The organism is Thiomicrospira sp. WB1 (assembly GCF_001507535.1).
Lineage (GTDB): Bacteria > Pseudomonadota > Gammaproteobacteria > Thiomicrospirales > Thiomicrospiraceae > Hydrogenovibrio.
Map to the genome: position 1 here is coordinate 474486 of NZ_LQBN01000002.1, position 14021 is coordinate 488506.

The following is a 14021-nucleotide window of genomic DNA, read 5'->3' on the forward strand; positions in this document are numbered from 1 at the left end:
TTAAATATTATTGTTCGTCGTCATGATATTATTGTTCGTCGTCATGATTTTCCGGGGTGGCATTGTGAACCAACGTGCCTTCGTCCTCCCCCTGAACGATTCGGATCACGGCATCTTGCTTGAACATATCAAACACTCGAATCGGCATGCTGTGTTCACGACACAATACAAACGCCGTCATATCCATCACTTGCAGATTCTGCTCGATCACCTGCTCATAACTTAATTCGGAATAGCGAGCGGCACTGGGATTTTTAATGGGATCCGCATTGTAAATGCCATCCACTTTTGTTGCCTTGAGCACAATATCCGCATCGATTTCAATACCGCGTAACGCCGCAGCGGTATCCGTGGTGAAAAAGGGGCTGCCTGTGCCCGCCGCAAAAATTGCAATATCGCCTTTGGCCAGTGATTTTTTGACGTGATTGGCATGAAAACCGTGCGAGACGCCCTCAATCGACATGGCAGAGTACACGACCGCGTGCATATCCATGTCCTCAATCACATCACGCAAGGCCAGTGCATTGATCACTGTGGCCATCATGCCCATTTGATCGCCTGTGGTGCGCTCGATCCCGGCCCCCTGAATCTGGGCCCCGCGAAAGATATTGCCACCGCCCACAACCAGGCCGACTTCCACGCCCAAATCATGCAGTGTTTTCACCTCTGCCACCACATTACGCAGTGTCTCGGCATCCAGTCCAAAACTGTTCTGCCCCATCAGCGCTTCACCGCTGAACTTCAACAGTACCCGTGAATATTTCAGTGCCATGCTTATACCCTTTCAGCTTATTTCAAAACAGTGTTCACCGCCTTGGATGGATAAACAGTCATGCTAGCACACACCACTGTTTTGAAATAAGCGCTGCCAACCTCAAAAACACACTTGAGCACAGCCGTCGTTATTCTAAGCAATTCCTACAAAAAAGGCCATGATAAACCGCGGCTTATCATGGCCTCATACGTCATACAAACGCAACGATCAGGACTTAGCTGCTTCCGCTGCTGCGGCAACCTCATCCGCAAAGTTCGTTTCTTCGATTTCGATGCCTTCGCCAACTTCAAGGCGCACAAAATCAGAAACCGACGCGTCGGCTGATTTCAACAGCTTCTCAACCGTCTGATCCGGGTCTTTGACAAAGGCTTGCCCCATCAGAGTAATTTCCTGCAGGAACTTACGCATGCGCCCTTCAATCATCTTCTCAATGATCTCAGCCGGCTTACCGGATTCCTGAGCCTGCTCGATCTGGAACTGACGCTCTTTTTCTACCATGTCCGCATCAACGTCATCCGCTGACACCGCTGCCGGCTTGGAAGCTGCCACATGCATGGCCACGTCACGCAGCAGGTTTTCATCACCTCCTTCCATGGCAACCACTACGCCAATTTTCTCACCGTGCTGATACTGGCCGATCTGCCCAGTGGTTTCAATGACTTCGGTACGACGCACCGTCATGTTCTCACCAATACGACCCACCAGCTCACGACGACGCTCATCAATGGTCTGACCATTGTCCAGCTTTTCATTCATCAGCGCATCTACATCCGTGATACCGGTTTTCAGAATCACAGCGGCCACTTCATCCGCAAACCCTTTGAATTCATCGCCTTTGGCAACAAAATCGGTTTCACAGTTCACTTCCGCAATCGCTGCTTTCTTTTTGTCCTCGGAAATGGCGATGGCCACAACGCCTTCCGCTGCAGTGCGGCCCGCTTTCTTGTCGGCACCCGCCATGCCTTTTTTGCGCAAAAACTCAACCGCATCGTCCATATTGCCGTCGGTCTCACCTAGCGCTTTTTTACAATCCATCATGCCCGCGCCCGTCATTTCGCGCAGCTGTTTTACCATCGATGCTGTCACTGCCATCTTTTATCAACCTCTTGATTCGTTTGAAATCAGGCCCGGTTTTGACCAGGCCTGGTTAAAATTCATTCGCACGCTTACGCTTGAGCGGCTTCGCCTTCTGCGGCATCGGCTTCACCGGCCGGCGCCGTCGTAATGCTGCCCTTGCCTTCCAGGATCGCGTCCGCAACGGTTGACAGATAGAGCGACACCGCACGTACCGCATCGTCATTGCCAGGAATGACGTAATCGATGTCACCCGGATCGTTATTGGTATCAACAACGCCTACAACCGGAATGCCCAGTTTCTTCGCTTCGCTCACAGCAATGTTTTCACTGCCGGTGTCGATGACAAAAATCGCATCAGGCATGGCACGCATGTCCTTAATACCGCCCAAAGACAAGTCCAACTTGTTTTTCTGACGTGTGCGCATCAACGCTTCTTTCTTAGTAATTTTTTCAAACGTCCCGTCCTGCTCCTGAACTTCGAGGTCTTTCAGGTTCTTGATCGACTGCTTGATGGTTTTGAAGTTGGTCAGCATGCCGCCCAACCAACGATGATTGATGTAAGGCATGCCACAACGAGCGGCTTCCTGCTTCACCAAATCACTCGCCGCACGCTTGGTACCAACAAACAGAACCGTGCCTTTGTTGGCAGCGATGCCGCTCAAAAAGTTCAGCGCATCATTAAACAACGGTAGGGTTTTTTCGAGGTTAACAATATGGATTTTGTTACGAGCACCAAAAATGTATTCGCTCATTTTTGGATTCCAATAACGGGTCTGGTGACCGAAATGGACGCCCGCTTCCAACATTTCACGCATTGTGACTTTAGCCATGCTTTTCTCCAGTTTTGGGTTTTGCCTCCGCCTGCCCAGACCACGAACCGACAGTAAACCTCTCTTCGAAGCTTCCGTCGGCACCCCGTGGAATGTGTCGGCAGGCGTGTGGATTATTTGTTAAAATGCTTTTTTTCAGCCACCGGAAAGGTGATCTGTCAAAAAGCGACGCATTTATACCACAAAGCGCTTCACAGCGCAACGAAAAACCCGATTCACCCTAAAAACAGGACCGTTTTTTCTTTAGCATTATGGCCATCATCATCAAAACTCAAAACGATCTCGAAAAGTTGCGCATCGCCGGACAACTCGCGGCCGATGTTCTGGTTCAGATTGCGCCTTACGTCAAAGCCGGTGTCACCACAGGTGAGCTGAATGCCCGCATGGCCGAGCACATGGCGAACCAGGGCACGCAGTCAGCGACACTCGGCTATCATGGCTTTCCCGCGGAAAGCTGTATTTCGGTGAATGATGTGGTGTGCCATGGCATCCCGGATGACGATAAAAAACTGAAAAACGGCGACATTGTGAACATTGACGTCACCGTGATCAAAGACGGCTATCACGGCGACAACAGCATGATGTTCGAGGTTGGCAAGGTCAAACCCTTTGCCAAACGTCTCTGCCGGGTCGCACACGAGTGCCTATGGCTGGGAATCGAGGCCGTCAAGCCCGGCGCCACACTGTATGACATCGCCGAAGCCATTGAAACCCATGCCCACTGCAATGACTTTTCCGTGGTGGAAGAATATTGCGGGCATGGCATTGGCCAGTCCTTTCACGAAGAGCCACAAGTGGTGCATTGCACACAACCGGACCTCAAAAATACCGTTTTGCGCGAAGGCATGGTGTTCACCGTCGAACCCATGATCAACCAAGGGGGGGCGGCCGTCAAAACCCTTGGACCTAATAAAAAACATCCGGACAACACAATTTTCCCGGTCAAAACCGTGGACCGTAAGCTGTCTGCCCAATGGGAACACACCATCGCCGTCACCGCCGACGGCTACGAAGTGCTCACACTGCGCCCGGGAGAAACACCGGTTCTACCTTGAAGCCTGCATTAAAAGCAGGGCAAAACAGATCGGTTCCCAAGGCGTTGAGCCTCTCCCTTGCCGCAAAAGGTTTTTTGCATGAGCGACTCCAATCCAGCGCGAAATTTTTACCACTCCCTCAACCAGCAATCACGGCGCGACTCGCTCAGCGCAGGACGCCATCTGCTCAAAGAGTTCAACCAGCAGCAGTTTGTGCAATTCGATCAGGGTCAACCCATTGAAACCCTGATCAAAGAGCGCACGTCTTTCATTGACCAGATGCTCAAAAAAATCTGGGGACATTTTTTTCCGCAAGACCCGGATCAATCTGACCTGTCTCTGATTGCCGTCGGCGGCTATGGGCGCGGTGAGCTTCAACCCTATTCCGACATTGACTTATTAATCCTGGGAGAAAACAAAGATAAACACACCGAAACCATCAGCGAGTTCATCACTTATCTCTGGGATTTGGGGTTTGAAGTCGGCCATGCCGTGCGTGATCTGGAAGAATGCATTGAAGCGGGCAAAGCCGATGTGACCACGGCCACCAACTTGCTGGAAGCACGCTGGCTGAGCGGCAACTATGAAGCCTTTATTTCACTGCAGAACCTGTTCAATTTGAAACAATTCTGGCCCAGCCAAGCGTTCTTCCAGGCCAAGCTTGCCGAGCAGGCACAACGGCATAAACGCTACCACAACACGCTCAACCAGCTGGAACCCAACATCAAAGAAAGTCCGGGCGGCTTGCGCGACATTCAAACCATTCTTTGGGTGGCAAAGCGCCATTTCGGAGCCAGCTCCATTGAAGAACTGATGCAGCACAACTTCATCACGCTCAATGAATACAAGGAGATTCGTGCCGCCTACCTGTACCTGAATCGCATCCGTTTTGCCCTGCACCGACTGCGACAGCGCCACGAAGACCGTCTACTGTTTGATAACCAACAGAGTCTGGCTGCAAGCATGACTGACACACCCACCGACGATATTTCCAAATCGGTGGAAGCCTTCATGAAGCCCTACTATCAGAACGTCCACGTGGTGGCGCGCCTGAACGAAATTCTGTTGCAGCATTTCCGCGAAGAGATTTTCGATACCGGTGAGGAGCGCATTGAACAAATCAACCCACGCTTTCGTCTGGTGGACGATTATCTGGATGTCATTCGCCCTAATCTGTTCGAAAAAAACCCGACCGCTTTGCTCGAAATCTTCATCATCCTGGAAAACTATGACCATCTGGTGCAAGGCATCCGCTCACGCACCATTCGCCTGATTCGGGACAATCTTCACCGCATTGACGACCAGTTCCGGGCCGATCCGATCAACAAAGCGCTTTTCATGGAGATTTTCCGCCAACCCAAAGGCGTCAATGCCGCGCTTAGCCGCATGTATTTTTACGGCATTCTGGCCGCCTACCTGCCAGCCTTTGCGCGCATTACAGGCTTGATGCAATTCAACATCTTTCATGCCTACACGGTGGACGAGCACACCATGCTGGTCATCCGTAACCTTCGACGTTTTTATCTGGACGATTATGCCTATGAGTTTCCCACCGCGCACCAGGTAGCCAAACAAATCTGTAAACCCGAAATTCTTCTGCTGGCCGGTTTGTTTCATGACATTGCCAAAGGGCAAAAAGGTGACCACGAAAAGCTGGGTGCCATCGATGCCAAGGAGTTCAGTTTCCGCCACAATCTTAACCAGCGGGATGCGCACCTTCTGAGCTGGCTGGTCCGACACCACCTGGATTTCTCGTACGTCGCTCAGAAAAAAGATTTGTCCGACCCGGAAATCATCGCTCAGTTCGCCGCCAAAATGGGCACACAGGAACGCCTGGACAACCTGTATCTGTTGACCCTGGCCGATGTCCGTGCCACGTCGGACGAGGTCTGGAACGATTGGAAAAACCAGCTGTTTCTGCAGCTGTATCACAGCACCACCCAGGCACTGGATGCCTCCCAGACGCTGCCACAGGACCGGGCTAAACAGGCGATTTTTCACAAAGAAAAGGCCAGCGAGCTGCTCAAACAATACGGCCTGGGCTCAGCCGCTTTTCAACCTTTCTGGAAAACATTCGAGCAGACCGACTTTTTCAGCCGTCAGACCCCTTCGGAAATTGCCCGGATCACGCGGAATCTCTACCAATGTGATCCCGATGAAATCAATCTGCGTCTGCAAAGCCGAACCAATCGTGGCGCCACCGAACTCATCATTTATATGCATGATCGCGAATACCTTTTTTCACAGTTCACACAGGCGCTGGACCACTTCAACCTTAACATCGTGGAAGCCAAAATCTATTCGGGCGAAAACGACATGACATTGGTCATTATTTACCTGCTTGACCATGATCATTGCCCGATTACCGATGGCAACACGCTCGAGCGCACCCAAACCGCCCTACTGAGTGAACTTGAGCATCCCCCACAAGACCGGCCGGTCACGCATGCCCCGCCGCCACGGCGCATTCGCGTATTCGAAACACCGACCGAAATCCATTTTCATGCGATCAATGATGAATTAACCGAATTGAGCCTGACCACCAAAGACATCCCCGGTCTGCTGGCCAAAATCGGACAAGGCTTCAAACAGTGCCAAATCAAGGTGCATGACGCCAAAATCAACACCATTGGTGAGCGGGCCGAAGATGTGTTTCAGATCAGCACGCTCAGCGACGATGGCCTCACCCGCTCTGAGAGCAAAGAGCGACTGGCTCAGACGTTACTTGATTTGATCGAGCCCTCGGCCAATCGCGATGAATCCGTCGGTTGAAAAAACTCCAGCGCATGATGATCCGGATCCCGGCAAAACAGGGCCGCACGGCCGGAACGACTTTGCGTGTAACGAACCCCCGCTTTGTCCAGGCGCTGTCGAACCGCGTCTAAATCAGACACCTGCAACGCCATATGCTGATCACGCCCGCCATGCTCGGGCAAGGTTTTCGGACTGACCGCAGACCGTGGATCCGGTAACACCAACAGATGAAGCGCCTGACCTTTCTCACCCAGCGCCAACCAGGCACCGGGAAAACCCAGGTCGGGCCGAGCTAACCGAGGCAGTTGCAACACCCCTTCATAAAAATGCAATGACCGCGCCAAATCCGAAACCAAAAAACTGACGTGATCCACGCCAACAATGCCGTTACCCATAATCGTTTTCCTTTTTCCATTCAAATTTCGCTTTTGGCATTCGTGCTTCCAGCCAGGATAATGCTATAATTTGCCAAATTTTTAAACCGCCGGACGCTGTTATCCGGCTTCGAGTCGTTTCTTATCGGTCGTCCTGGCCTTGTTCCAGCGGCGACTGCGTTGAATTAAACACAGGATTTTTCATGTCGGACAAACTTAAAAACATTATCGAAACCGCTTTTGAAAAGCGTGCCGAAATCACGCCAAAAACCGTCGACGCCGACACCAAAGCCGCCATCGATGAAGCCATTGGGCTGCTTGACTCGGGTGAAATGCGCGTGGCCGAACAAAAAGGTGTTGGCGACTGGCAGGTGAATGAATGGTTGAAAAAGGCCGTTCTACTCTCGTTCCGTACCCAGGACAATGTGGTCATGAACAGCTCGGAAACCCGCTATTTTGACAAGGTCCCCTCCAAATTTGTGGACTGGTCACAAAGTGATTTTGAGCAGGCGGGCATTCGTGTTGTCCCACCAGCGGCTGCACGCCGCGGGTCCTACCTTGCACCCAGCACCGTCATGATGCCCTCTTATGTCAACATCGGTGCTTACGTTGATTCCGGCACCATGGTTGACACCTGGGCCACAGTTGGTTCCTGTGCGCAGATCGGTAAAAACGTCCACCTCTCCGGCGGTGTTGGCATCGGTGGGGTTTTGGAACCGCTGCAGGCAGCCCCCACCGTCATCGAGGACAACTGCTTCATCGGCGCCCGTTCCGAAGTGGTTGAAGGCGTCATCGTGGAAGAAGGCTCGGTTATCTCCATGGGCGTCTACATCGGCCAATCCACCCGCATTTATGACCGCGAGACTGGTGAAATTCATTATGGTCGCGTCCCGGCCGGCTCCGTTGTGGTTTCGGGCAACCTTCCTTCCAAAGATGGCACCTACAGCCTGTACTGCGCCGTCATTGTCAAAAAAGTGGACGCCAAAACCCGTAGCAAAGTGGGCATCAACGAGCTGCTTCGCGACATTTAATCGATCAACCGGGCTGAGCTTTTCTGTCTCGGCCCCGTACTCCGTTGAAGGATTGTTATGACCGTACGTCTGTATGGCCTGAGCAATTGCGACCAGGTCAGAAAAGCGCGAAAGTGGTTGGAAGCTGAAAGCATTGCGTTCGAATTCGTGGACTTTCGCAAACCGGCGTTTACTCCGGAATCGGTCCAAAACTGGCTGACCCAAGCCCGTCGCGACCAGATCGTCAATCCGGCCAGCAAAGCCTGGAAACACTTGTCCGAGACGGAACAGTCCGACTTGATGGCAAGCGATGATCAAACCTTTGGTCAAACTTTGCATGCGCAACCTACCCTGATCAAGCGTCCGGTTCTCGAAACCGATCACTCGTTGATTTTCCGCTTCAATGCAGAGGCCTACACGGGCGCGTTTGCAAAATAAGAGAGACCGATCACATGTCCCAATCCGCATTGTCTGATCACCCGGCTCTGGCACTGGCGCAGCAGTTAATTCAAATTGACTCCGTCACCCCCGATGACAAAGGCGCTCAACCGCTGATTCAATCCCAGCTCTCGGAGCTGGGCTTTGCCCCGGAAACACTGGTGTTTGAAGAGGTGACCAACCTGTGGACCCTGCACACAGCTCGAAACGCCACCGAACAGGCGCCGGTCTTTGTGTTTGCCGGTCACACGGATGTGGTCCCGACCGGCCCGATTGAGGAATGGACACATACCCCCTTCAGCGGTTTGATTGATGAGCAGGGCTGGTTGCACGGTCGAGGCTCAGCGGACATGAAAAGCTCAATCGCGGCCTTTGTGGTGGCGTGCCGTCGCTTTATTCAGGATTACCCTGATTACCACGGCCAGATTGCCCTGCTGATCACCAGTGATGAAGAAGGCCCCGCCATTCATGGCACCAAAGCGGTGATTGACACCCTGCAACAACGCGGCCAACGCCTGGATTATTGCCTGGTCGGCGAGCCCACTTGCAGCCGCCAACTGGGCGATGTGGTCAAAAACGGCCGACGCGGCTCCATGACAGGCGAGCTTCGTGTCAATGGCATTCAGGGACACATTGCCTACCCGCACCTGGCTCAAAACCCCGTGCATACGCTCGCGCCCGCCTTGACCGAACTGGTCAACACACAATGGGATCAGGGCAACGCCAATTTCCCGCCCACCTCTTTTCAGGTCTCCAACCTGCATGCTGGCACGGGTGCGACCAACGTCATTCCCGGTCACTGTGATCTTATGTTTAACTTCCGGTTCTGCACCGAGCAAACGCCGGAATCGCTTCAAGATCGCGTCTGCCAAATTCTGGACAAACATGGACTGGACTACGAGCTCAAATGGACCGTCTCCGGCCTGCCGTTTGAAACGCCCGCTGAAGGTGAATTGGTGCAGGCGATTCAGTCCGCCATTCACACGCATACCGGCTTGGCCTCCAAACTCGATACCGGGGGCGGCACCTCAGACGGTCGCTTCATTGCGCCGACCGGCGCACAGGTGCTCGAATTCGGTCCTTTGAACGCCACCATCCATAAAATCAATGAAAAGGTGGTCGCCCAAGACATCATCGATCTGACTGAGATATACTACCTGACACTCAAGCACCTTTTCATCAAGGAGCCCGAGCAATGAGTACCGTGATTTCAGTCATTCTTCAGATTCTGGCGGTGGCCATATTGCTGTTTCTGATCTGGCCACACATCAAAAAAGAAAAGTGGAAAGAAAAATTCATTGACAACAAACAGGCCCGATCGGTTCTGATCGTGTTTGTGCTGGTACTGGTTCTGGTGGTCGGCATTTCCTGGTCAATGGATGCCCTCTTCCCACTGGAACGGCTTGATTGATTTTATTTATCTTGGAGGATTTTCATGGCTGCAAACGCCGACGCCCAACGCATTGCCGATTCATTGCTCGGCACGGATCTTAACGAACAGGACTGCGAGTTGCTGGCAACCATTGTTCGCCAAAAACACCTAAAACCCGAAGAAGTCCTGTTTGAACCCGAGACAGTCGATGGCAATCTCTACATCGTTCTGGAAGGCAAGCTGGATATCCTGAAAGTGATCGGACCGCACAAGACCATTCACATCAACACCATCAAACCCGGCACTCTGGTGGGCGAACTCAGCTTTATCGACGGCATTGCCCACACCATGCGTCTGCAGGCCCGCAAAGACGCAACCGTGTTGATGTTACAGCGCGATGAGTTTGAAAAGCTGGGCGAACAGCATCCTCAAGTCATTTTGCACGTCATGCGCTCCATCCTGCGTTTTTCGCATCAGCTACAGCGAAAAATGCTGCAGGAAAACATGGAAATGCATCGCATCATTCAAAACGAATACATGACGCAATACTGAACTGCTTCCGCCTTCCGAAAGTGTGTTTTTAACCAGGCCTGGTTAAAAACACCGTTCATACCGGCCACGAATACGGCGCTTCACCCCTCAAGCAATTAGATTATTCACAAACACAATCGCCACCAGAATCGGTGCCACCCAACGAATGACTACCGTGTAGATCCCTGACCAGCTCGGCGGCATCCCAATCTGCTCATCCCGTTGCTGACGGCTCCAGACCCAGCCCACAAACAGTGCCGTGAACAAGCCACCCAACGGCAACATCAAATTCGACGTCAAAAAGTCCATGGATTCGAAAATGGTCCGATCACCCAATACCGTCACGTCCTGCCACAGATTGAACGCCAACGCGCTGCCAAGACCCAGCAACCAGACACCGCTTCCCAGCAGCCAGGCCCCTTTCATTCGGGAAATGCCCCAGTTCTGCTCCAACCAGCTCAACCCGGGTTCAATCATGGAAATGGCCGAACTCAACGCCGCCAGCACCACCATGGCAAAAAACAGGGTGCCCAACAGCCAGCCCATCTGCATTTGGCTGAACGCCACCGGCAGTGTCTGGAACAACAAGCCCGGACCGGCGCCCGGCACCAGATCATTGCTGAAGACGATTGAAAAAATCACCATGCCTGCCAACAACGCAATCACGGTATCGGCCACCACAATCCATAACGTCGCCCGCACAATCGAAAACGATCGGGGCAAATAAGAGCCATACACCATCATCGTCCCGAAACCGAGACTCAAGGTAAAAAAGGCGTGGCCCAGAGCCACCAGGATAGAATCCGATGATAATTTGGAAAAATCGGGTTCAAACAGAAAATCGAAACTTTGAGAAAATGCCGGAGTGGTCAGAGCATAGCCAAACAAAATCAGCAGAATCACCAGCAAACCGGGCATCATGATATTGATGCCACGCTCGATCCCGCTGCGCACTCCCTTGACCACGATCAGCACCGTGGCGATCATAATCAGTGTGTGCCAGAAAATCAGCCCGCCCGGACTGGCGACAAAGGTTTCAAAGTGGGTTTTCGCAGCTTGGGCGTCAATCCCGACAAAATTGCCGCGCAGACTTTCCAGAAAATAAGCCAACCCCCAGCCGGCAATCACCGAATAAAACGACAGAATGAACAGACCGCCCAATACGCCGTTAATCCCAAGAAACACCCACATTCGGCTTCCGCCGACTTTTCGCACAATATTGGCCATCGCTTGCGGTGGACTGGCCTGACCGGCTCGCCCCAGCGTAATTTCTGCAATCAAAATGGGCAAACCGACGGCCAGAATACACAGCAAATAAACCAGAACAAACGCGGCCCCCCCGTTTTCACCGGTAATGTAGGGGAATTTCCACAAGTTCCCCAGGCCGACGGCCGACCCCACTGCCGCCATAACAAATATGGTTTGTGAACTCCAGGTTGCCCCCAAATTCTTTGACTGCAGCATAGGCCAATCCTTTATAATTGCGATGTTGTTCTGACTCAAAGGCCACAAACATTGTGCTTTAATTGTGCAAAATTATATCAGATATGCATATTTACGCGAATTACTCTCTAAAAGACCGCAACACCTTTGACATTGATGTCACCGGTCGTTATTTCATCGAGATCAACAAGCAATCTGATATTCCGGCCCTGCGCTCCGATATCAAACTCGCCTCCCTGCCCTGGGTGATTTTCGGTGGCGGCAGTAATCTGCTGCTGACGCGAGACCTGGAAAAAGTCATTGTCACCTGCCAGTATGACAAGATCCGTCTGATGAAAGAGGACAAGGATCACGTCTGGCTTTCGGCAGGTGCCGGACTCAACTGGCATGAATTTGTACGCTACACAGTGGAGCAAGGCTACTGGGGGCTGGAAAACCTGGCCGCCATCCCGGGCACCGTTGGCGCCGCCCCGGTTCAAAATGTCGGGGCCTATGGCGCCGAAGCAAGAGACACCATTACGCGCGTACAGACACTGAACCTGTTTACCGGCGAACGCATGGAGTTTCGCAATGCCGAATGCGATTTCGGTTACCGCTCCAGCATCTTCAAACAGTCATACAAAAACCGTTTGCTGGTCCATCGGGTCACTTTCCGCTTGCGTAAAACACACGCCGGCCAGCCCAATCTGGTTTATGACCCCCTTAAAAACTGGCTCAAAGCTCACTATCCCGAGGGCCATCTCTTCACGCCCGAAGACATTTTTGAATCCATTGTAAAATTGCGTGAGCAAAAGATTCCAGACCCACGCATCCAGGGCAATGCCGGCAGCTTTTTCAAAAACCCGCTGATTACCGAAGCTTATTACCACGAGTTAACCCGTTTGCACGGCGAGGTCCCCCATCACAAAACCGTGCACAACGAATATAAGATACCGGCCGCTTGGCTGATCGAACAGGCTGGTTGGCAGAAAGGCCGACGCCTGAACCGCGCCGGTGTGTCAGAAAAACACTCCTTGGTTCTGGTCAATCTGGGCGACGCCAATGGGGCTGACATTTTGGCACTGGCCCACGCCATCCAAGAAGACGTGGACCATAAATTTGGCATTCACCTCGAACGCGAAGTCATTGTGATCCGCTAAGACGCGGGCGTTATCTGCGTTTCTTTGCCCGAACGCACTTCGCCATCGCGAGGCAACCCGGCGATTTCGACGGCGTCTTCCAAATAAAGAGTGCGGGTTGGGAACGCCATTTCCGCACCAGCCGCTTCCACAATCTGCGAGACCTTCAACAAGACGTCCTCTTTGACCGCATGGAACTTGACCCATTCCCGCGTATGAGTAAAGGTGTAAATCATAATGTCCAGCGTCGACTGATTGAATAAATTAAAGTTCACAATCAATGTCTCGGATTCATCGATTTCAGGGTGTTCACGCAACATTTGACGAATCTCGCGTGTGATCCCGGCCACTTTACTGACATCACAATAACGCACCCCGACGGTCTCATAAATGCGACGATGCGACATCCGTGACGGGTTCTCAATCGCAATGTTGGCAAACGCCCCATTGGGAATGTACAGAGGGCGCTTATCAAACGTTTGAATCTCGGTAATGCGCCAGCCAATTTTCTGCACCACCCCTTCAATGTTCCGATCCGGCGAGCGCACCCAGTCGCCCGGCGCAAAAGGCTTGTCCATATAGATCATCAGCCCGCCCAGGACATTGCCCAGAATATCCTTGGCCGCAAAACCGACGGCGATCCCGCCAAACCCGCCAAACGCAATCAAACCGGTTAAATTCACATTAAAGGCACTGAGAATAACCAGACCGGTGACCACAAAAACCGTCAGCTTCAACACCTTGGCCGCCGCCTCAACGGTCACTGGGTCCCAGCGCGTATCCGCCGCGGCCACGGCCTTGAGGTACAGCTCCATGCGTCGGAGCCAACGGAAGCCAAACCAGGCGACGATCAACATACTGAGGGTGAAGCGGGTGGCTTTGATCGGTTCCACCCAGTTCGTAAACAAATCAAAGTGGCTGATTAGCGTGAGCAGCGTCGCACTGCCCCCTACCAGCCAGATATATAATGACACCGGCCCCAGCAGGGCTTCACTGAGTGTCTTGAGAAAGTGCTGTTTTTTACGGTTAAACCGATGGTCCACCCGACTCATGGCAAATCGGAACAGCAAATCCACCACAAAGGTCAGACCCAGCACCAGTGTGCTCAGAAGCAACCATTCCTGCCCCGCAAAGACCTGAACCAGCCCGTTCCAGACGCCCGGAAACAATTCAATCAGCGACGCCATGCCTGTCATGGAAAAGCCATTATCCGCAGCGATTTGTAACATCCTTTCCTTCCTTTATGTATTGGGTCTGATCACCGT

14 protein-coding genes are annotated in these 14021 nt (G+C 52.5%); 8 read left to right on the top strand and 6 right to left on the bottom strand.

The window, feature by feature from the left end:
- Positions 1-28 precede the first annotated feature (28 nt).
- The 3 genes from pyrH to rpsB all read right to left on the bottom strand — a co-directional run bounded on the left by pyrH (position 29) and on the right by rpsB (position 2682).
- Positions 29-772, bottom strand: a complete 744-nt coding sequence (pyrH, locus tag AVO41_RS06630; protein WP_068584501.1) for a UMP kinase — start codon at positions 770-772, stop codon at positions 29-31.
- 210 nt (positions 773-982) lie between these two features.
- Positions 983-1867, bottom strand: a complete 885-nt coding sequence (gene tsf / locus AVO41_RS06635; RefSeq protein WP_068584503.1) for a translation elongation factor Ts — start codon at positions 1865-1867, stop codon at positions 983-985.
- A gap of 74 nt (positions 1868-1941) precedes the next feature.
- Entirely contained in the window at positions 1942-2682 is a 741-nt protein-coding gene (gene rpsB / locus AVO41_RS06640) for a 30S ribosomal protein S2 (RefSeq protein ID WP_068584505.1), read from the bottom strand.
- Between the two features lie 251 nt (positions 2683-2933).
- Here rpsB and map point away from each other — a divergent pair, with 251 nt between their 5' ends.
- Complete coding sequence (map, locus tag AVO41_RS06645) at positions 2934-3737, top strand: type I methionyl aminopeptidase (RefSeq protein ID WP_068584508.1); 804 nt, start codon at positions 2934-2936, stop codon at positions 3735-3737.
- 78 nt (positions 3738-3815) lie between these two features.
- Positions 3816-6488 carry a [protein-PII] uridylyltransferase gene (gene glnD / locus AVO41_RS06650; protein ID WP_068584512.1) on the top strand — a complete coding sequence of 891 codons (2673 nt, stop codon included), beginning with the start codon at positions 3816-3818 and terminating at the stop codon, positions 6486-6488.
- On the opposite strand, the gene AVO41_RS06655 is transcribed toward glnD, so the two are convergent.
- Complete coding sequence (locus AVO41_RS06655; protein WP_068584515.1) at positions 6431-6865, bottom strand: VOC family protein; 435 nt, start codon at positions 6863-6865, stop codon at positions 6431-6433. The two genes, glnD and AVO41_RS06655, sit on opposite strands and share 58 nt — an antisense overlap.
- Before the next feature lie 182 nt (positions 6866-7047).
- On the opposite strand from AVO41_RS06655, the gene dapD reads away from it, so the two are divergent.
- From dapD to AVO41_RS06680, 5 genes are read left to right on the top strand one after another with little or no spacing between them, the layout of a single operon-like run.
- The gene (dapD, locus tag AVO41_RS06660) at positions 7048-7875 is read left to right on the top strand and encodes a 2,3,4,5-tetrahydropyridine-2,6-dicarboxylate N-succinyltransferase (RefSeq protein ID WP_068584517.1); all 828 of its coding nucleotides are present in this window, start codon (positions 7048-7050) and stop codon (positions 7873-7875) included.
- A gap of 57 nt (positions 7876-7932) precedes the next feature.
- Complete coding sequence (locus AVO41_RS06665) at positions 7933-8292, top strand: Spx/MgsR family RNA polymerase-binding regulatory protein (protein ID WP_068584519.1); 360 nt, start codon at positions 7933-7935, stop codon at positions 8290-8292.
- A gap of 14 nt (positions 8293-8306) precedes the next feature.
- On the top strand, positions 8307-9491 hold the full coding sequence (gene dapE / locus AVO41_RS06670) for a succinyl-diaminopimelate desuccinylase (protein WP_068584523.1): 1185 nt from the start codon (positions 8307-8309) through the stop codon (positions 9489-9491).
- A complete protein-coding gene (locus tag AVO41_RS06675) occupies positions 9488-9703 on the top strand; it encodes a hypothetical protein (protein WP_068584526.1) in 216 nt (71 codons plus the stop codon). The genes dapE and AVO41_RS06675 overlap by 4 nt, the downstream gene beginning before the upstream one ends.
- Before the next feature lie 24 nt (positions 9704-9727).
- On the top strand, positions 9728-10216 hold the full coding sequence (locus AVO41_RS06680) for a Crp/Fnr family transcriptional regulator (RefSeq protein WP_068584533.1): 489 nt from the start codon (positions 9728-9730) through the stop codon (positions 10214-10216).
- An 87-nt stretch (positions 10217-10303) separates the two neighbouring features.
- On the opposite strand, the gene AVO41_RS06685 is transcribed toward AVO41_RS06680, so the two are convergent.
- Positions 10304-11659 (bottom strand): sodium-dependent transporter, encoded by a 1356-nt coding sequence (locus AVO41_RS06685; RefSeq protein ID WP_068584535.1) that lies wholly within the window; start codon positions 11657-11659, stop codon positions 10304-10306.
- 83 nt (positions 11660-11742) lie between these two features.
- Between AVO41_RS06685 and murB the strand changes: the two genes are divergently transcribed.
- Positions 11743-12777, top strand: coding sequence for a UDP-N-acetylmuramate dehydrogenase (murB, locus tag AVO41_RS06690; RefSeq protein ID WP_068584538.1), 1035 nt, complete (start codon positions 11743-11745; stop codon positions 12775-12777).
- On the opposite strand, the gene AVO41_RS06695 is transcribed toward murB, so the two are convergent.
- Entirely contained in the window at positions 12774-13985 is a 1212-nt protein-coding gene (locus AVO41_RS06695; protein ID WP_068584540.1) for a mechanosensitive ion channel family protein, read from the bottom strand. The two genes, murB and AVO41_RS06695, sit on opposite strands and share 4 nt — an antisense overlap.
- Between the last annotated feature and the right edge of the window lie 36 nt (positions 13986-14021).